Origin of the sequence: Nonomuraea angiospora (genome assembly GCF_014873145.1) — a bacterium.
Lineage (GTDB): Bacteria > Actinomycetota > Actinomycetes > Streptosporangiales > Streptosporangiaceae > Nonomuraea > Nonomuraea angiospora.
Genome location: NZ_JADBEK010000001.1, coordinates 3,029,675 through 3,048,767 on the forward strand (window position 1 = coordinate 3,029,675; position 19,093 = coordinate 3,048,767).

At 66.6% G+C, this 19,093-nt stretch carries 19 protein-coding genes; 10 read left to right on the forward strand and 9 right to left on the reverse strand.

From position 1 onward, the window contains the following. Positions 1-18: 18 nt before the first annotated feature. The gene (locus tag H4W80_RS13830; RefSeq protein ID WP_192785458.1) at positions 19-1,068 is read left to right on the forward strand and encodes a phosphotransferase; all 1,050 of its coding nucleotides are present in this window, start codon (positions 19-21) and stop codon (positions 1,066-1,068) included. 312 nt (positions 1,069-1,380) lie between these two features. Here the strand turns inward: H4W80_RS13830 and H4W80_RS13835 are convergent, their stop codons facing one another. The 7 genes from H4W80_RS13835 to H4W80_RS13865 form a co-directional block, all read right to left on the reverse strand. Continuing rightward, a complete protein-coding gene (locus H4W80_RS13835) occupies positions 1,381-1,698 on the reverse strand; it encodes a MazG nucleotide pyrophosphohydrolase domain-containing protein (protein WP_192785459.1) in 318 nt (105 codons plus the stop codon). Between the two features lie 114 nt (positions 1,699-1,812). Continuing rightward, positions 1,813-2,304 (reverse strand): hypothetical protein, encoded by a 492-nt coding sequence (locus H4W80_RS13840; RefSeq protein WP_192785460.1) that lies wholly within the window; start codon positions 2,302-2,304, stop codon positions 1,813-1,815. Then, positions 2,304-3,260, reverse strand: coding sequence for a nucleoside 2-deoxyribosyltransferase (locus tag H4W80_RS13845; protein ID WP_192785461.1), 957 nt, complete (start codon positions 3,258-3,260; stop codon positions 2,304-2,306). The genes H4W80_RS13840 and H4W80_RS13845 overlap by 1 nt, the downstream gene beginning before the upstream one ends. An 18-nt stretch (positions 3,261-3,278) precedes the next feature. Further along, the gene (locus H4W80_RS13850) at positions 3,279-4,073 is read right to left on the reverse strand and encodes a PfkB family carbohydrate kinase (protein ID WP_192785462.1); all 795 of its coding nucleotides are present in this window, start codon (positions 4,071-4,073) and stop codon (positions 3,279-3,281) included. A 19-nt stretch (positions 4,074-4,092) separates the two neighbouring features. Next, positions 4,093-4,911: a hypothetical protein gene (locus H4W80_RS13855; protein ID WP_225963431.1), complete on the reverse strand. Its 819-nt coding sequence runs from the start codon at positions 4,909-4,911 to the stop codon at positions 4,093-4,095. Further along, positions 4,895-5,542, reverse strand: coding sequence for an aspartate racemase/maleate isomerase family protein (locus H4W80_RS13860; RefSeq protein WP_192785463.1), 648 nt, complete (start codon positions 5,540-5,542; stop codon positions 4,895-4,897). The genes H4W80_RS13855 and H4W80_RS13860 overlap by 17 nt, the downstream gene beginning before the upstream one ends. 49 nt (positions 5,543-5,591) lie before the next feature. After that, positions 5,592-7,136, reverse strand: coding sequence for a radical SAM protein (locus H4W80_RS13865; protein WP_192785464.1), 1,545 nt, complete (start codon positions 7,134-7,136; stop codon positions 5,592-5,594). 852 nt (positions 7,137-7,988) lie between these two features. Here H4W80_RS13865 and H4W80_RS13870 point away from each other — a divergent pair. Both H4W80_RS13870 and H4W80_RS13875 read left to right on the forward strand, forming a co-directional pair. Continuing rightward, a complete protein-coding gene (locus H4W80_RS13870; protein WP_192785465.1) occupies positions 7,989-9,176 on the forward strand; it encodes a helix-turn-helix domain-containing protein in 1,188 nt (395 codons plus the stop codon). Further along, positions 9,176-10,111 carry a bifunctional diaminohydroxyphosphoribosylaminopyrimidine deaminase/5-amino-6-(5-phosphoribosylamino)uracil reductase RibD gene (locus H4W80_RS13875; protein ID WP_192785466.1) on the forward strand — a complete coding sequence of 312 codons (936 nt, stop codon included), beginning with the start codon at positions 9,176-9,178 and terminating at the stop codon, positions 10,109-10,111. Before H4W80_RS13870 ends, H4W80_RS13875 begins: the two co-directional genes overlap by 1 nt. Before the next feature lie 88 nt (positions 10,112-10,199). Here the strand turns inward: H4W80_RS13875 and H4W80_RS13880 are convergent, their stop codons facing one another. Both H4W80_RS13880 and H4W80_RS13885 read right to left on the reverse strand, forming a co-directional pair. Continuing rightward, a complete protein-coding gene (locus H4W80_RS13880; protein WP_192785467.1) occupies positions 10,200-10,418 on the reverse strand; it encodes a DUF397 domain-containing protein in 219 nt (72 codons plus the stop codon). Between the two features lie 31 nt (positions 10,419-10,449). After that, a complete protein-coding gene (locus H4W80_RS13885) occupies positions 10,450-11,310 on the reverse strand; it encodes a helix-turn-helix domain-containing protein (RefSeq protein ID WP_192785468.1) in 861 nt (286 codons plus the stop codon). A 235-nt stretch (positions 11,311-11,545) separates the two neighbouring features. Here H4W80_RS13885 and H4W80_RS13890 point away from each other — a divergent pair, with 235 nt between their 5' ends. The 7 genes from H4W80_RS13890 (at position 11,546) to H4W80_RS13920 (ending at position 19,084) form a co-directional block, all read left to right on the forward strand. Continuing rightward, positions 11,546-12,019, forward strand: a complete 474-nt coding sequence (locus H4W80_RS13890) for an ATP-binding protein (protein ID WP_192785469.1) — start codon at positions 11,546-11,548, stop codon at positions 12,017-12,019. 1,528 nt (positions 12,020-13,547) lie between these two features. After that, positions 13,548-13,931, forward strand: coding sequence for a hypothetical protein (locus H4W80_RS13895; RefSeq protein ID WP_192785470.1), 384 nt, complete (start codon positions 13,548-13,550; stop codon positions 13,929-13,931). An 863-nt stretch (positions 13,932-14,794) separates the two neighbouring features. Next, on the forward strand, positions 14,795-15,385 hold the full coding sequence (locus H4W80_RS13900) for an SAF domain-containing protein (RefSeq protein WP_192785471.1): 591 nt from the start codon (positions 14,795-14,797) through the stop codon (positions 15,383-15,385). A gap of 7 nt (positions 15,386-15,392) precedes the next feature. Further along, positions 15,393-16,097 (forward strand): CpaE/TadZ family protein, encoded by a 705-nt coding sequence (locus tag H4W80_RS13905; protein WP_192785472.1) that lies wholly within the window; start codon positions 15,393-15,395, stop codon positions 16,095-16,097. A gap of 20 nt (positions 16,098-16,117) precedes the next feature. After that, entirely contained in the window at positions 16,118-17,389 is a 1,272-nt protein-coding gene (locus tag H4W80_RS13910; RefSeq protein ID WP_192785473.1) for a TadA family conjugal transfer-associated ATPase, read from the forward strand. 127 nt (positions 17,390-17,516) lie between these two features. After that, positions 17,517-18,221 carry a type II secretion system F family protein gene (locus H4W80_RS13915; protein ID WP_192785474.1) on the forward strand — a complete coding sequence of 235 codons (705 nt, stop codon included), beginning with the start codon at positions 17,517-17,519 and terminating at the stop codon, positions 18,219-18,221. Beyond that, positions 18,218-19,084 (forward strand): type II secretion system F family protein, encoded by an 867-nt coding sequence (locus H4W80_RS13920; RefSeq protein WP_192785475.1) that lies wholly within the window; start codon positions 18,218-18,220, stop codon positions 19,082-19,084. Before H4W80_RS13915 ends, H4W80_RS13920 begins: the two co-directional genes overlap by 4 nt. The last annotated feature ends 9 nt before the right edge of the window (positions 19,085-19,093 follow it).

Genomic DNA, 19,093 nt, shown 5'->3' on the forward strand with positions numbered 1-19,093 from the left:
TCGCGTACGTTGCTTGACGTGACCGACGACACCCAGAGGATCTACCCTGACATCACCGATGACCTTGCTGTCATTCAGGAGGCGTTCGGTCTGGGCATCCTCAACGCCGAGGATCTGACGTATCTCCCCGCCGGGATGATGAACCGCAACTGGCGTGTCCGCACCGGCCGCGGAACGTACGCGTTGAAGCAGATCCTGGACGTGCCGCTGGACATGGCACGACGCAACCTGCGCGTTCAGGCCATGCTCGCCGTGGACGGAGTTCCCGCTTGCGTACCCGAGATGAGCATTGGCGGTGACATCGTCGTGGAAGCAGCCGGCCGCGGCTACTGTCTCCTCCCTTGGGCTAAAGGCTCCCACCTGCCGGGCCCGGAGCTGTCGCTGGAGCAGGCCGGCCGATTGGGCAAGCTGGCCGGGCACATCCACCACCGGCTGAACAGCCTCCCGCCAGGATCTGGCCTGGCCCGGGTGACCGCCGCTCCGCGTTCCAAGGTCACCGGCCAGAGTGCCGCCATCGCCGAAGCGGACCGCTACCTGCGGCTGATCTCCTCCCTTGAGGTACGGCTGCCGTTCGACGTGACCGTGGCCGAGCTGCTGGAGCAGCGGAAGATCCTGCTCCAGGAGTACGGAGAGCGACGGCCCGCCAGTGACTCCCCTGCCGGGCCAGCCGGGTGGACCCACGGCGATCTGCAGTACCGCAACCTTCTGTGGCACGACGGGGAGATCGCAGCGGTGCTGGACTGGGACCGCATCCAGGTCCGGACGTTCGCTGAAGAAGTCACCCGTACGGCGATGGTCCAGTTCATGTCCGAGGAAGGCCTCTTGGATCTGGAACGCGTCAGCGCGTTCGTCGCCGGCTACCGCCACCTGATACCGCTGCGCTCAGAGGAAGTGGCGGACGGTCTCGACCGGTTGTGGTGGAGACGTATGACGAGCTTCTGGCAGTTGGACTTCCACTACAACCGGGGCAACCGCGGCGCTGCCGAGCTGGTCGTCCCGACGGAGCGGTTGCTGGCGTGGTGTGCCGAGCACCGGGAAGAAGTGGCAGCCGCCTTCACGGCGATCTGAAGACGGGTTGCACAGGCGGCGCCTTGCCAGCCAGAACGTGTCGGTCCGCCCATCTGAATCCCAGAGGCTCATCACGAATGAATGTCCTCGACGTTGCGCAGTTGGCGCACGCGATTGCCCTCGCTCATGGTCGGTAAGGTCAGGGTTCTCAGCAGCGGAAATTTGCCGGATCTCCTGCGGCCTATCGACACTGACAAATAACCCATCACACACTGTGACCACTAGAAGGGCATCAGTGAACGCAGCCGCTTCGCTCGTCCGAGGTGTGGAACGAGCCCGCTACACAGCTGCTGGCGTTCGACGTTTCGGCTCTCAACCCTGCTGGGTTTCTTCGCCAACCTTGATCAAGGTTCCATTGGCACCGCGCTCATATCGGCGGGCCTCGTTCTTCGCCATCTTGGCCTCAACAGCCGAATCGAGGTCGACGCCGGACATCTCCGCGATGCTGGTCAGGAAGATCAGGACATCGGCGAGTTCCTCGCCAAGGGTCTCGGGGTGCTTGCGGGCCGCTTCGAAGGCTTCGGACAGTTCGCCGTGGGCAAGGGCGAACTCCAAGGGTATGTCGGAGGTGTTGAACCCCTTGGCCAGCTTGTTCTCCCAGGCCCTCTTCTGGACGTCTCGGAGGTGCACCCGATTCTCCTGTGGCCGTGGAGCCTCATGGGCTCTGTGAGGATGACGGACAGGCTGTGAGCCTAGCGGCCATCGTTCCGTCGGTCAGGCGAACGGCTTCTCTCGTACGTCGCGTCAGGCGGCTTGTTCGTTGTCCACGATGAGGACTTCCGTATACCTCGCCAGGTCCGCAAAGACCGTGAAATATCGGGCCGTGAGCAGCCGCAGTTCGTCGAGGGTGGGTGCCGTCCCGTCGCGGGCGAGAAGACGGGCATGGATGTGTTCCGGCCTGGCGGTGAGATGGACGAGGACACCTCGGCGGACGGCCACCATGCCGAGTAACGCGGCGGTCTGCGACGAGGTGAGGCGGCAGCGGCCGTGCAGTAGCGGGCCGTAGACCAGTTCGCTGATGAAACTGCGATCCAGGACCAACCGGCCGGCCAGGGCCAAGATGGCCTGGTGGCGCTGGAAGAGATCCGCTCCCTCGGGGGTGCGATCGGCATGCACCCGCCGGTAGCCGTATGTGGTGGCGAGCGCCGTGGCGTAGGTCGTTTTGCCCACCCCGTCGCAGCCCTCCAAGATGATCACCTCGTAGCGGTCGGCCCACATTGCGAGATTGGCTGCCATCAGGTCTCCAGGCGTTTCGCGAGTTCGTCGAGATCGCTGAAGGTGCCGGTCAGGCCGTACTGGATCATGAGGTTGCGGTAGTTGGGCTCACGGCCGTGGGCGAAGGTCCACCAGCAATCGGGCTCAGGGGCGAAGACGGGACGGCCGGTGGCCGCGCAGGCGCCGATGACCAACGCCGCGCCGGGAGGTGTCTCGGGTCCGCGAACGTCCACCACGGCGAGGCTTGCCTGTGCCAGGGCGGTCCAATCGTCTGCGGCCGTCAGGGCCGGATCCGCCGCGGCGTTGGTGAACCTCCCAGCGTGGTAGGTGGCGAACCCATGGGCACGTAGAGCATCGGAAACCCGAGCCGTCCAGCCCCCATCTCCGTACAGAGGAGGCTCCAGATAGGCCAGCCGCCGGTCGTTGACGGTGGCAGGCGGCAGGGCGGGGCGTGCTGTTAGCTCGCTCGTCAGAGCGTGAACTGCCTCGATGGCTGCGCAGGTGACGGTGTGAAGGTTCTGGGTGAGGAAACGCTCGAACCGAGCATCCTCACCGCCCGGGGGACCGAGTTGGGGCACGGAGATGACTCGGCTCACCACGTGCTGGAAGAGCGGGTCAGGGAACGGTAAGCGTAGCGCGGTGTCCGCAGTGGGGCCGTATGACTGGAAATCGGTGGTGACCGCGAGGATGGGAACGCCCCGACCGGCGGCGTAGCCAATTTCCATGCAAACGCCGTCGTCGAGGCTCGGGCCGTGCAGGATAGCGACCATGGCGTTGATCCGGGCCAGGCGTTCGCTGTCCAGTTCGAACAGGCGCCGACCCTTGCAGGGGTGGTTGAGGTTTTCCTCGTCGGTGTCGCAGAAGGGAAGGAACACGGCGTCCGGCCCGAAGCGGCGGGCGAGGTGGTGGGCGATGTAGGCGCCCAAGGCGCGGTCATGGGCGGCGAACAGACGGTGGGCCACGTAGTAGAGCGCCACGGTAGAGCCTCCCTGTGATCATGGGGATTCGTATGGCAGGCCTGGGTCACGAGCTTGGTGGGTGGCAGCGGTCACGGCCGACGCGAGCGCTTCCTGTTCCGTCGAGCCTTGGAGGATGTCGGCCAGGTAGGCGCCGGCGAGGGTGTCCCCGGCGCCGGTCACCTCCGTCACTGGGCCGCCTTGCGGTAATTCGGTGTCGATCGCGCGACCGTGGCGCAGCAGTACGACTGCGCCCGACCCATCGGAGACGACTACGGTGGCCAGCTCGTTCACGGCGACCAGATCGTCCAGGATCCGGTACTCGGCGGCGTTGACGAACACCGCCACAGCGTGCGGCAAGGCGTTTGTGGCCGCATGGATCTGCTCTGCTGCGGAGGCAAGGTGGAAGTCCAGGCTGAACGGATGCCCCGCCATCACGAGCTGCTCCAGGACCGGTCTGACGTCCAAGGGGCGGCGGCAGCATATGTGCCAGTGATCGCAGGCTGATCCGTCCAGCACGTCCAGTACGTGAGCGGTGAGAGCTGTGGCGCAGCCGTATGCGGCGGTCAGTCCGACGACCTGGCCATCCGTGCTGTAGGTGATGTCGAACCGGCAAGATGCGCCAGCCGCGGTGGTCACATGGGAGAGATCGAGCTTCTTGGGCCAGGGGCGAGCGTGCAGGCGGGTGAGATCTGCGCCGATGACCGCGACGGGGCGAGCGGGCGTTCCGGCTCGGGCGGCGGCAAGGGCGACGTGTAATGCGGCGCCGCCGATCAGGGCGTAGGTGCGGCCGTCGGGGTAGCGGGTGGTGTCGATCGAGATGTTGCCGATCACGCCGAGACAGGGCACCTGGCTACCTCCGCCGTCGGGGCGGATGGTCGCAGTCGAGGACGGTGGAGCAGGCGGGCCGGTTGGCGCACACTCTCGGGCTGGTCGGAGGGTTGAGGAACAGGCGTTTGAAGTAGATCAGGACCAGGTGCAGCCACCACGTGGGCGTTGACTGGTCGGGAATGGTGACCCGGTACCCGCGGGTGGTGATGAGGTCCCGGTAGCGGGAGGCGTCGGCGGCGGCGCAAGCCTCCAGCAGGAGCCGCATCCGCTCGTGGGCGAACGTCCCACTGCCCACCTCTATCCCGAGGAGCGGAGCGAGCTTGCCGACCATGCCGGAGTCGACGGGGATGATGCCGCAGTGGTAGCCGCGGGCGTAGAGGGCGGCGCACTGGGCGACCTTGTAGGAGGCGCCGTTCACCTCGGCGGCGAATGCCTCGATGAACGCGTCGGCCGGCATGGTGACCGGGCGCCGGCCGCAGGCCTCCGACATGGCGACGAAGGTCTCCAGAGAGCGGAGGTAGCGGACGCGGGCGTCTGCCAGGCCGATTGGGCGGATGAGTTCGACGACCTCGGAGTCCTGGAAGTTGATGAGTTCGTCCCAGCCATAGGCGTCGGCCTTCTTCACCACCTCGGCGTAGACGTCGACCATGGCGTAGGAAACACGAGTGCTCCATCCGGCCACGAGCATCCGTATCCGCCAGTCGTCCACGTGCAGGGGCCACCACTGGTTGTTGTCGTGGTTGGCCTCGACCGCCGCCTTCACCTCCTCCTGCGCGCTGACGACCGTGACCAGGTCGTACAGGCGGGGGGCGAGTTCGGAGGTCTCATCGGTGGTGTTCACGGGTACTCCCGAGGGCGTGCTGGGCTATGGCGGCGTTCGAGGAGGTTACGAGCCGTCCCAGCCGGCGCCGCAGCATCCTGATCGCGGCCTGGGTGGGCCAGCCTGTACAGGACAGTACGATCGCGTCCGCTTGTCGTAGTGCCTCCTTTCCCAACTGATCCACGAGCGCAGCCTGTTGGTTGAGGGTGACCTCGGCGTATCCATCGGCCAGGCCGAGGCTCGCCGAGCCCGTGACAAGGACGCCCCGCTCGGCGAATTGGGTGACCTCGACCTCCGTGATCTCGCGTGGATAGGGCGTGATTAGCGCGATCTTCCGCGCCCCGTGCTTCTGGAGCTGGGCCAGAATCGCCTCGAACGCGCTGACCACACGCACCTGAGAACCAGCCGTGACGTCGGCGAGGCGGCCGAGCTGGGTGAAGGCCGCCGACGTGCACGCCAGGTAGGAAAGCTCGAGCGATAGCCGGGACAGCTGGTGGAGCGCCCCGGGGACGGCTTCGATCAGGCCGGACAGGAAATCCTCATCCAGCGCCGTGCCACCGTGGGCGGGCACCAGACGGGCGTAGTGCCACACGGTCCGTCCGCGTCCCCACTGCGGCAGTTCTGCCTCTACGACCGTGTTGGCCCAGGGCACCAGCACTCCAACGTGCGGCACAGAGGGATGCAAGGACGCGCGGCGGCGGTCAGACGCTTGTTGGAGCGCCATCGCGTTCTCCGTAGATGTAGCGGGGCGCGTGGGAGGTGACGGTCATGTCGGCGACCTCGTACAGCGGGCGGACGGCGTCACGTTCCACGACCTGGATGGGGTAGGAGCCGAGGCGCCGATGCCAGGTGCCCCGGGTGGTGACGAAGAAGGAGTGCAGGTCGGTGATTGTGCGGCCCTGGGGGTAGACGCGCTGCTTCATCGGCTGGTCGAAGACGTGGTCGATATCGGCCTTCCAGCTCGTGAAGTGCTCGGCCGAAGGCGGCGGCTCCTGCTCCTGGATCTTGGCCAGTGGCGTGCTGGGGTAGGCACGGGCTTGCCGGACATTGATGCGGTGGCACAGCAGCCCGGCGTCCAGGATGCGCACCAGCCCAGTGAGGTTCTCGTAGTGGGTCCGGTGCGTCTCACCTGGCAGGCCGTAGATCAGATTGAGGCCAGGCAGCAGGATGCTCAGCCCGCCGGGGCCTACTTGGGCGCCCGCCTGGTTCACATGCTCGACGGCCCGCAGAAGGATGTCGGGCGTGCAGGTGAGGGTGTTGCGCTTGATGACCTCCAGGTCGAAGGACTCGATGCCCATCGGCGCGCAGTTGCCTTCGGTGCAGTATGCGGCGACCAGGCGGGCGATCTTCGCCCCTGCCGGAGCGGCGACGGCGAGCGGGTCGGCGTTGTCGATGTGCAGGGTCACCAGGTCAGGGGCGGCGGACTCCCGGATGCCGGCCAGCAGCTTCTCGATGGCTGCGGCGTCGCGGTTCATGTAGGAGAAGAAGCAGGTCTGTTGGCCGAGCCTGAAGTGTCGTATGCCGGCGGCGTGCAGGATGGCCACCTCGGCCAGGACGTCCTCGACCGGCCGGAAGTCCACCACCGGGGCTTTGACCGGCTCGTTGCAGAAATCGCAGAAGCGGCGCCGGGTACAACCCCGGTAGAGCTCGATCTCGGCGACCGGCGTCCAGCGCAACTGGTCGATCAGGCCGCGGTAGTCGACGCGGTCGACGGCGAGTCGCTCGTACGGTGCTGCCTGCCGGGTCCCGGAGGTGATGTCGGCCGAGGTGATCGTGTGCGTGTGAACGGCGTCGAACAATCCGCCGTAGGCGGCCGGGTCGGCCAGCGCGTAGGCGGCCAGCGGGCCGAGCAGTACGCGGCGGCCGCGCGTGCAGGCCAGGGCCCGCGCGATCTCCTCGACCGAACCGTTCTGCGCCTGCAGATGCACCGAAGGCACGGCATCCCCGGCGATCACCACGGTGAGAGCAGCGTCGCCGAGCAGGCGCAGCGCATCCTCGCGATTGACCGTGGCCGAGTAGGTGAGCCGATCCGACAGCGGAGGCCGCTCATGCGGCTGGCCGCCGTTCAGGCACCAGCGGACGTCGTCGATCGTGAGGTAGGCGACCCGGGCTCGCGGTTGCGCCGTGCGCAGCGCGCCGTAGGCGGCTCGGGCGTAGGTGGACAGGTACGGCGGAACCCCCAGGCCGGAGGGCTCGACGGTGTAGCAGTCCAAGATCAGCAGGGTGGTACGCGATGTCGTGCTCATGTGCACTCCAATCGTCAGCGTGCCCGTGTGGGGGTGGGGCTCGACTGCTCTTGGTCCTCGCTCATTGGTAGGTCTTCCCGCTCTGGCGCGGTCGGCTCGCCGAAGTGCGGGGTGGATGAGAAGAATGGCCGGGTCATGGCGGCCAGAACGATGCTGTTCATCGGAGGACTTTCGACGACGCGCGACGGGTAAATCGCAGCGAGGGTGAAGAAGGCGGAGCAACGTCTGGTGACCGGCGTCCCTCCGCCTCCTCCAAGACCGGCCGCAGTACCGCGACGGGGTTCGTGGAGGACGCGGCCGGATGACCGGGGGGAAGGCGTTGTCTGCCCGATCGTGGGACTCGTGGCCTTGGGAGAGGGACGTGGTCTCGTCCCAAGGCCACGAGGTCATCGCAGGACATGGCCCAGCTTGGCCGTGTCCTGGGCACTCGGTTCATCACCGTGCCGTTCCTAGGGCAGTGGCTGAACGGGGCAGGGCTAACTGGGCCGGCGTCGGCTGAAGGTCGGCTACGGCACCGAGGAAACGCGCCTCCTAGACGCCGCCCGCGACCGCGTGCGGAGGACGCCAGGTCGAGATCTCGACCAAGTCGAGGTTGCGGAAGCCCAGGAATTGCCGGTTCTCTCGGGCGGCGTGCTCGACACCCGATGCGACCTTTCTCGTTCGGTACGCCCGGATTGATCTCCGGGATGCAGAAAGAGAAGATCACGGGATACTCCAGACCACGGGAAAGTGACGTCGGACAGGCACATATCCATCACAGCCTGGTAAGGCCTCATGGCGGGAGGGGAGACTGGAGGAAGCGTGAGGAAGCGTTTCCGCCCCCTACTTCCTCCCCGGCGGCGAGGTGCACGGATGGATGACCAGGCGATACCCGAATGGGCGATACGGCTTCGCCAGGCCCGGCTCGACCGGCTGCTCAGTCAGAAGGCCCTGGCCCGGCTGATGCGGGAGGCGGCTGGCGAGGACATGCCGCTGGCCAAGACCGCAAGCTTGTGCCGAAACATCCGCTACTGGGAGGCCGGCACCTACAAACCCAACGCCCTCGACCGCATGCTGCTCTGCAAGGCCCTCGGCACGAGCGAGGCGGAGCTGTTCTGCGGCCAGTCCCCGGAGACCGCGATGCCGCTCCCGGTGAGAGGCTCGGTGGCCAGGCCTGCCGGGGAGCAGTACAGCGACGTTCTGGACCATCTACGGGAGCGTGACAACCTCCTCGGTCCCCGCCATACCATTCCTGCAGTTTGCGAGCAGATCGCCATCCTTGAGCAACTGCTCGTCCCCGCCCGCAGGGCCGATCGAGTCGAAGTGCTCCGCCTTGCGGCTCGCTATGCCGAGTCGGCCGCGTGGCTGTACGAGGACGCCGGCGAGGTGGAGCTGGGCGGGCGCTGGGCTGATCGAGCGGCCACTTGGGCGTACGAGGTCGGCGACGACCACATGATCGCGTGGACCATGTTCCGGCGCAGCCAGCAGGCCATGAGCGGACGGCGGGCCGGTGACGTACTCGGCCTGGCCGCCTCCGCACTCCGACAGGCCGACCGCCTGCCCACGCCGATGCGCACGGCGATCGTCCAGCAGCAGGCACAAGGGCATGCCCTCGACGGGGAAGAGCGGATCTGCCAGCGGCTCCTGGATGAAGCCCACGCGCTGGCATCTGCCGTGAACGACGATGGCGACGCCCGAGGCGGCCACGGGTCGTTCTGCACCCCGGCCTATGTTGAGATGCAGCGCGCCCGCTGCTGGCTGGAGCTGAAGCAGCCCCAGCGTGCTGCCACCATGGACGAGAAGGCCATTCCTGGGCTGCCACCTGTGTACCGCAGGGATCGGGGTATGGCTCTGGCAGGGTTGGCCGCCGCCTACACCGGACTGGGGAACCCTGAGCAAGCCGCAGTCCAGGCCGTCGAAGCGCTGGACATCGCTCGCGCCGCAGGTTCCGTAAGGATCATCAACATGTTGACCTCTGTTGAGCAGACTTTGAGCATCCATCGTCGGCTCCCGTCCGTGGCCGCGTTCCGGCTCGCCCTCACAAACGCCAGGACCAACTGATGGCCTCCAGCCTCGAACTACAGGCCATGCGGTGGGCCATCGCCCTGTCCGCTCACGGACTCGGGTCCACCAGCCCAAACCCGCCCGTCGGCTGCGTGATCCTCGACGCAGAGAGCCGTCCGATCGGCGAGGGTTACCACGCGCGAAAGGGCGAAGCGCACGCCGAGGGAAACGCCTTGCTGGCCGCCGGCCCCGCAGCGCAGGGCGGGACGGCTGTGGTGACCCTGGAGCCGTGCAACCACGTCGGCCGCGCGCCCGCTTGCCGCCAGCTCCTGGTCGACGCAGGGATCGCGCGTGTGGTCATCGCTCTGCTCGACCCCACTTCCCGAGGCGAAGGAGGCGTGAACGAACTGCGGAAGGCGGGCGTGAGCGTGGAGACCGACGTGCTCGCCGAGGAGGCGATGCTCGTGCTTGGCCAGTGGCGAACCGCGCTCGCCCTGAGCCGTCCCGTCCTCACCTGGGTCTACACCGAGCTCTCCGAAGGACGGACCGGCGCCATCAAACGCGTCCCGTCGGCTCGTGAACTGCTCCTGACCGCTGATGCTGTCCTGGACGCCGATGGCAACTTGGGCGAGGCTACGCCGCACAGCCATGGAACAGGCACGATCCTTCTTCCGCCTGACCCATTTCAGCTTGAACGCCACGAGCTGCTGAAGGCGCTCCACATGGGTGGAGTCCGGCACCTCCTGCTCGACGGCGGCCTGGACCTGGCCGCGCCTTTCCTGGCGGACGGCCTTGTGGACCACGTCGTCGCCTACATCCCCGATCGAGGCCCATCTTCGCCTCCGGCTTCTCCCGGTGGGGAGCTGATGCTGCCGGAGGGTTTCCACCTCACGGGAGTGAACCGCATCCCGCGCTATGTAAGGGTCAGCGCAACCAGTAGGGACGAAACGCGACCTCGCACGACAGGGAGCCGCACGAGGCGCCACGCCTGAAATTGAGGCGGTCAGCGCTGCCTCTCTTCAGGGCATTCATCTCACGCTGCCGCTCGCATTGCGGTCCGGGGCAGACAACGTCGAGGTCTTACGAGGGCAGGTCGAACTCTCGCTTGCTCACGCCATCAAGAAACGCGTCCCACTCCTCGTGGCTGAAGACCAGGACAGGACCATCAGGGTCCTTGCTGTGGCGCACAGCAATAATGCCAGGCAAGTTCCGAGCAACCTCCACGCACGCCCCGCCCTGGCCGTTGCTCTTGGAAGACTTGCGCCAAACGGCACGGGAAAGATCATCATGCTCTGCCATCCCATACCTCCTTCTCTCTCGGACGGGCCCGCTACTGGTGGAGATCACGAGCAACTTGCTCGATGAGCGCACGCGAGTCGCCGACCGACAGTGCCGTAGCACGTAGATGGTCGAACTTTTGCGCATATTGCTCCACTTCCTGCGCCTTCTCCAGGTAAAGGGTACCTGCGTGGTATTCGATGTACACGACGCTGGGATCCGTCGGCTCGAAGCGCAGCATGTGGAACGCCCCGTCCATAGCGGGATGCGCGCCGGCGGCGAACGGAAGCACCTGAAGCGTGACGTTCGGCAGCCTTGTCACCTCAAGTAGCCGCTCAAGCTGTGCCCGCATCACGTCGGGTCCACCCACTACACGGCGGATGACGGCCTCGTTCACCACCAGCCAGAGCTTCGGAGCTTCCTTGCTTGTCAGCAGCTTCTGGCGGGTCAACCGAACCGTCACCCGCTGCTCGATGTCTCGATCGGGAGCGTCCACGAGGGTAGCGCGGTGAACAGCTCGGATATAGTCCTCGGTCTGCACGAGGCCGGGAATGAACTCGCTCTCGTAGATGTACAGAGAAGACACAGCGGCCTCCAGCCCAAGGTAGACCTTGAAACCTTCGGGGATCGCTTGTCCGTATGCCTGCCACCAGTCGCGTTGGCGAGCCTCGCGGGCCAGGACGAGCAGTGCGTCACGATCGGCTTGGTCTACCTGATAGACGTCCAGCAACGCCCGTACGTCGCTTGGCTGGATCGCCCTACGAGCCGTCTCGAACCGGCTGAGCTTGGTCGGATGCCAGTCGAGTTGGTCGGCGACCTGTTCGATGCTCAGCTCGCGTTCTTCTCTGAGCTCACGAAGAGCGCCCGCCAACTGTCGTCGTCGCACGGTTGGGCTCCGTGTTTCGTTCGCCATCAGATCACCCTCTTCAGTCTTCCAGCATCGGAGCTAGCCAGCACCAAGTTTGCCAGTTGCCATCTGGCACTTGCCAATTCTCAAGTGCTCATGGACACTAGCCATTGTGGCGCTCGCCAGCAGGTCAACGCTCGACCAAGCAAGTAACCCAACGTAACAGACCTATCACCAATAGGTGATGGAACCGTCTTGGCCAGTGCCCGAGCTCAGGACGCAGGCGAAAAAGATTCACGTCATGGATCCGGAGGTAGGCGTGTTGAACGGAGACTTCCTCGCCGAAATGGTGTTCCCAGGAACACGCCGCACGGTGCCGCTAGCCCGTCACTGCGTCGAAAGGGTGCTCACCCAAGCAGGGCACCGGAACGTGGACAACGCGACCGTCGTGGTCAGCGAACTGGTAAGCAACGCCGTCCTCCACAGCCGATCGACGCAGCCAGGCGGGCAGATCATCGTGGTGGTGACAGAGATCGGCGATGCGCTGGCTCGCATAGAGGTGACCGACGAAGGGCCGATCATGGTCCCCCGTCCTCGGCTGGCGAGAGAGGACGAATGCTGCGGGCGCGGCCTGCAAATCGTCGAAGATCTCTCCTCCCGATGGGGCGTGCGTCCGAGATCTCGCACTTGGAAGACGATGTGGGCCGAGGTGCTAACGACGGAAAACGCTTCGATCGCCGTCACGGATATGCCGCTTAGCAGGGCGGAACTGTGACGTCGCCACGCGAGCTGCCCAAAACGGCCAGATGGCGCACGGACAGGTCCCGTTGGTGCAGTGGTATTCACGTCAGCCTGCCGGCGCCCCATTCCGAACAGTTGCTTTGGATCGCTCCAAGCCAGGATCAAGAGGTCGGCTACGCACTTCTGCGGACTTGCGTCTGCCAGGGGTTTTACTACGAGCTGTGGCAGTCGGGCAGTTCGCGGTTCATTCGTCGAGTCCGGACGGAAGAGCAGGCCACGGTCATCGAGGAGAGCCCGCGATGGGACGGCGGGATGGCCATTGCGCAGTGGACTGCCGCGCTGATGGGACACCTTCGGTGAGGTGGACGGTGCAGGCCGATCGCGCCCCAGAGGGCAAGGGCCGATCGTGAGAAGCCTGAAGACCCCGGGTAGCCGTGTGATGATCATGGAACTGAAGCACAGTCCGGCGATGACGCGCTCCTGCGGACTGGAACTGGAGGGCTTGTGTGGCGTCATCGTGTCGCTGATAAGGTCCGGTCGGATCGCTGTGGTACGACTCGACGGCGACTCGGGGGATTGGCCTCGCGGGGTGCGGCGTTGGTCGGTCGCTTTGGATGACCTGACCGCGATCGGGAACGATGAGAACGTTTCTGCTGCACAGGAAACCGTTTATCCCCTGGGTGTCACGGGCCGTGGACTGAGGATCGTCCAGCACGGGGTGCGGCCGGAGACTCGCAGAGGCCTTTGCGGGGTCGAAGCACGGCCGTTGCCGTTCTCCGGTTGGTCCCTGCGATTCGTAACCTCAGCCCGGAGAGCCTGTCCCGAGTGCGTCGAACTGGCGGCGGGGAACGAGGGGTCTCATGATCCGCCTGAACACTTGGCCTGAGATGCCGCATGACCTTCCATCGCCTCACGAGCGCCCGACCAAGGACGATTCGAGGGACGACGTATGAGACGGGGTGTGGTGATGTGTTGGCGTCTCCCTTGAGACCCGGCGAGGACGCCAACACTGCCAGCATCACCACATCCTTGCGGGTGGCAACGCGGTTGACGCTCCCCTTGCCGCTGGGGTTGAGCGCCCGCGTTGTCACCCGCCTGTAGCACTACGATCTCCGCCTCCACGAACTCGGCCGCCAGTAGGGCGCCGAGGAGTGGGGCCTGCCTCCCATCCCGCCATGTCGCATGCGCGGTCGTCATCCGTGTGCCCGTTGAGTACCTGATGGCGTGACACGTTGGCCCGCCGATCTCCGCACACGAGCAGTGCATAAATATCGAGTAATGATCGGCTAGCCGGGCCGCAAGCTGCACGAGGACGACGACTACCCTAGCTTGGCGACTGTGTGTAGTGAATCAACTTCGATACGTAAGGATCCTGGTTGGTGAGGGTCGATTCGCCAAGTTCTAGATTGGTCATGCCCCTGGCAGCGGTGCTTGCCGTGGCACTCGCCGTAGCCGCATGCGCCAGCGACTCTGCGCCCAAACTGGCAGCCACGGCGGCACCTCCCACAGCCACTCCCATACCGACCCCCAGCCCTTCTACGGACAAGGACGCCGTCCTGGCCGTGTACCGCGAGCTGTACCGTGTCGGGCCACGCGCCGAACATGCTCGTCCCGAAGAGCGAATGGCGATCCTTGAGCCGGTCGTTACACAACCCCTTCTGAGCACGATGTTGAAGGGCATCGCCGCCCTTCGCGCCAAAGGGCGGTTCACCTACGGGACTCCCACCTTCCATACCTTCAAGGTAGAAGTCCGGGGCGACCGAGCGGTCGTGCACGACTGCCAAGACGGCCGGGACGGCGGCCAAGCAGACTCTCGAACAGGAAAGCACCTCACTCACGGCATGCCCGGCACTTATATGGTCGCCGCCCTCGCCAAGGAGGCGGATGGCGCGTGGCGTGTCGCAAAAGTTGAGCAGTTGGATTCGCCGTGCTCGCCAGCGGCATGACTCACCTGCTGGTGGCAGGGCTCGTCTTCTTGCCTCTCGGAGCCGATGACGACGACGGCGTCGGCGTGTCACGCAACTACTTCGACTACCTCATATCGGCTCGTGAGAAGCCCCGCCGCACAGCTGTCTCCCCGGTCGGCAACACGAAACCGAAGGTCACCTGCACCTACCAGCGATGGTGGTACCCCAACGGGCTGCAGAAGGTAGGCCGGGAGTACGCGGATCCCGGCAGAACCCTCAGCAGCGAGCCGGTCAAGGGCGCCTGGTACCTGGCCACATGTTCCAACGGAATCCGGAGAATCGTCTGGCTCGACAACGAGCGCGCTCCGCGTGCGTCTGCCGAGCAACTCGCTCAACGGGCGTACAAGCGAATTTCGATCACGCCGCCACAGGTGCTGACCGCTCCTCCACGTGGTCGGGACGGACTGGTCGGACTCCCCCATTGGTTCTATCTAGCCAAGGGTGAGTGGCGAGCCAAGTCGAAGCGGTTGCGTACCGGAGCTGTCTGGGCCGAAGCCACAGCCACACCACAACGGATGGCTGTCAGCACCGGCGACGGCCACACCCTTGTCTGCCACGGCCCCGGAACCGCGTATGACCCTGGCCGCCCAGCTGAGCAACAGAGATCCACCTGCTCATACCAGTACGGAGAACCGGCTAGCGCACGACAGGTAAGCGTGTCGGTGACGTGGGGTGGCACGTGGCGGGGCTCGGGCGGCGTAGGTGGAGCGTTGCCGCCGATCACCAGGTCGGTCACGTTCCCAGTTCGCGTCGTCGAAGCCCAGACGCTCGTCACGGAGGGATAGACGTTAATGCTGCTTCAGCGGCTTTCACCGCCCAGAGAAGCGGGCCAGGTGCGTCCGTTGCCTGGTCGGCGCAGCCCGATGATGCTCGTGGTGGGCGTCGCGTTGACCGCGCTGGGCGCCTTGGTGGCCTGGCAGGTGTACGGAGTCGCCAGCGGGCGGGTTCCAGTGCTGGTCATGGCTCGTGACGTGCCGGTCGGCCAGCCGCTCCAGGCTCAGGATCTGCGTACGGTCGCGCTCGGCGTGGACGCGGCGGTCCAGACCGTGGACGCGGCCGGCAAGAGCACGGTGATCGGAAAGCGCGCCGCAGTCGACTTGAAGGCGGGCAGCTTGCTGTCACCCACGCACGTGACCGAGACGCTGGTGCCGGTGCCGGGTGAGGTCGTGGTGCCGGTGGCGCTGAAGCCCGGCCGACTGCCGGCCAGAGGCATCCAGCCCGGCGACCGCATCGTAGTTACTGCCGTCTCATCCGGTGAAGCAGGCCACGGGCCGGCACAGGATCACCCGGCCAGGGTGGATCGGGTCGGTCAGCCGGACGCCGACGGGTTGGTCGTGGTCGACTTGATCGTCCCAGCGGCGGCTGGTACGGCTCTGGCCCGCCAGGCGGCTGATGGCCAGGTGGCCATCGTGTTGCAGTCGCGGGCCAGGTGAGCTGCCCATGCTGATCGTTCTGTGTTCGGGCGGACACAGCCCTGGCGTGACGACAGCCGGGCTGGCCCTGACTCTCACCTGGCCACGTGAGGTGCTGTTCGCCGAGTGCGACCCCGCTGGTGGCAGCGTACTGTCCGGGTATCTGGTCGGACATCGGCAGGATCGCGGCCTCGGCGAGTGGGCGGTGCAACTGAGGCGCGGCGCCGATGCGCCGGCTACGTTGGCCGAACAGGTGCTTCAGTTGGAAGACCGCCGAATCCTGCTGGGACTGGCCAGTCCCTCCCAGGTGTCGTCGGTCCAGCCGCTGTGGCCGGGCATCGCCGAGACCTTCGCCACCATGGGTGGGGATGTGATTGCCGACATCGGGCGAATCGGCGGCTCGGATACACCGACTCCGCTGCTGGCCAGAGCGGACCGAATCCTCGTCATCGCCCAGCCCACGCTACGAGATCTGTCCGCGCTCGCTCCCCGTCTGGCGGAGATCAACCACCGAGTCAGCCCACACATGCTGCTGACCGGTGACGGGCCCTATGGACGCCGGGAGGTGGCCAGGACACTGGGCGTAGAGGTGGTCGGCCACCTTCCGCATGATCCGAAGGCGGCGACGATCCTGACGCACGGTGCCGGCAGCGAGCGGTACCTGTCGCGTTCCCTGCTCCTGCGGGCCGCCCGCTCGCTCGGGACCAAGCTGTGCGAACGGGTGGCGGCGTGAGTTTCGACGTGCAGAGAGCAGTGCGAAAGATCCTGCCGCAGGTGACCGAGGCGCTCGACAACGCCGCGGTTACTGGCGACGAGGCTGTCCGGGAGTACGCAAGGGCGGTCATCATCGACCTCGTCCGCGAGTACGCAGACAGCAGGACGCTGGCCGGCCGGAACGTGCCCACCCTGCCGGAAGAGCGGCTCCTGGCCGAGGCGGTCTACAACGAGATCTTCGCCTTGGGACGCCTGCAGCCGTTCGTCGACGACCCCGACGTGGAGAACATCGACGTCAACGGTTGCGATCAGGTGTGGATCACCTACCGCGACGGCCGCAAGCTCCCCGGCCCGCCGATCGCCGACAGCGACGAGGAACTGGTGGGCAACGTCCGCAGGTGGGCCGCCTACCAAGGCCAGACAGCTCGGGACTTCTCCATCGCCCGCCCGCGCCTGCATCTGTCGGTCGGACGGACGCGTATCGCCGCGCTGATGGGCGTCACGCCGCGCCCGTGCCTGTCGATCCGCAGGCACGGCATGATCCACGCTGATCTGGACGATCTGATGGCCTCCGACACCCTGGACAAGGGCTGCCGCGCGTTCCTGGCCGCCGCCGTACGTGCCCACAAGGACATCGTGATCACCGGCGGCATGGGTGACGGGAAGACCACCTTCGCCCGGGCCCTGGCGGCCGAGATCGACCCGGACGAGCGGATCGCCACCGTGGAGAAAGAGTACGAACTCTTCCTCCACGCTCAACCCGACCGCCACCGAGACGTGCTCGCGTTGGAAGCCCGCGAGGGCAATACCGAAGGCTTCGGCGCGATCACCCTGCACCAGCTGATCGAGGACGCCCTGCGCTTCAACGCCCGCCGCATCATTGTCGGCGAGGTCCGTGGGGACGAGCTGGTCCCGATGCTGGAGGCGATGAACACCGGCGGTGCCGGCTCCATCTGCACCATGCACGCCGACTCCGCCGACCAGGTGTTCGCCCGAATGCTGATCCTGGCCGGATCGGGTGGCCTGGCGATCGCGCCGGAGACGCTGTTCCGCACCATCGGCATGGCCGTGGACTTCGTTGTCCATCTGCGGCACGAGCTCCGCCACGACCTGGACGGGCTGGTCAACCGCCGCTACGTCGCCGAGATCCACGAGGTCCTGCCCCCTGCCGACGGCCTGGAACCGGCGGTCAACCGCGTCTACGTACCCGGGCCGGACGGACGAGCGGTGCCGAAGACGATCCCGCAGTGCATGGACGAGCTGGTCGCGGCCGGCTTCGACCCCAACCTGTTCACCGGAGGTTGGGCATGACCGGGTGGCTGGCTGCCCTGGCCGGGGCGGCGCTGATCGCGGGGCCACTGGTCGCCGTCGCCGGATCACGGCGGGTTCCGGTACGACCACCCCGCCCGGCACGGCGCCGGATACCCGGGCAACGGTCATGCCGTTGGCGTACGGGCTGGCCGCGTTCTCTGCCACGTGGTGGCTGACAGGCTGGCCGGTCGCCGCCGCCGGGGCCGCAGCGGGCGCGGTAGCACTGCCGCGCATGCTGACCAGCCGCGACACCGTACGGCGGATCGAGCGGCTCGAAGCGCTGGAAGCCTGGATCCGGCACCTGGCCGACGTACTCGGCGGCAGCGCGGGCATCGAGGAGGCGCTGCGCTCCAGTGCCGACCATCCGCCTGCGCCGATCGCCGCCGAGGTGCGCGCGCTGGCCCGCCGGCTCACCTACCGCACCCCCACCGAACAGGCACTGCGCGCGTTCGCCGACGACCTCGCCGACCCGACCGGCGACATGATCGCCGCAGCGCTGATCCTGGCCTGCCGGGCCCGCGGCCAAGGACTACGCGACGTCCTGCAACGCCTGGCCCGCACGGTCGCGAAGGACGTCGCCGCCAGGCGCGAGATCAACGCCGAACGCGCCACCCACCGTGTCACCGCCCGCTGGGTCGTCGGCGCGCTGCTCGGCTACACCACCTTCGCACTGCTCAACACCACTTATGTCGCTCCGTTCGGCACGATCGGCGGGCAGCTCGTGCTCGGGACCGTGATCGGTCTGTACGCGGGCGCGTTCGTCTGGCTGCACCGCCTGGCCAGGCCGCCGAAGGGGCACCGTTTCCTCAACGCCGCAGGTGGGCGCTCATGATCGGGATCGTGCTGGCCTGCGGCGCAGTCAGCGGCCTCGGGATCGCTCTCACCCTCACCGCCGCCTTTCCGGCTCCGCCCGCGCTCGCCCCTGCGATGGAACGTCTCCGGCCAGGCACACATGCTGAGCCCGAGCAAGACTGGAAGTCACGCCTGGTCAGGAGGCTCCCGGGCACGCTGATCGGCGCGCGAGTCCCGCACACGGATCTGGCGTTGCTCGGCAAGACACCCCACGATTACCTCGCCCAGAAGGCGTTGATGCTCAGCTTGGGGGCGGCGGGTCCGTTCGTGTTCTGGGCGTGGTGTGCGCTGCTTGGCGTCATCTTGCCCTGGCTCGTCTCCTGGACGGCGTGCCTGGCGTTCGCCGTCGCGGTGTTCTTCGCCCCAGATGCGGCCATCCGCGGTCAGGCCGCCGAAGCACGCGCGGCGTTTCGCCAGGCCATCGTCGCGTACCTCGACCTGGTCGCGCTCGCCCGCGCCGCAGGAGCAGGACCGGCCGAGGCGCTGGAGTCCGCGGCGAAGATCGGCCACGGGTGGACCTTCCAGCGGCTGGCCCAGGCGCTGGACCCCGCGCGCCGGGGCACCGGCAGCGCGTGGGACGAGCTCTCCCGCCTGGCCAAGGAGATCGGCGCCCCCGAGCTCGCGGACATGGCCGCCATCGCTCAGCTCGCCGGCACCCGAGGAGCAAGCATTCTCGACACCCTGATGGCCAAGGCACAGTCGCTGCGCGAGGCCGACCTGTCAGCCGAGGTCGCCAAGGCCAGATCCCGTACCGAGACCATGACCGTGCCGATGGCGCTGTCCGTCCTCGGATTCCTACTGCTGCTCGGCTATCCCGCCTTCGCGCGGATGACCGGCGGCTGACCCGTTTCC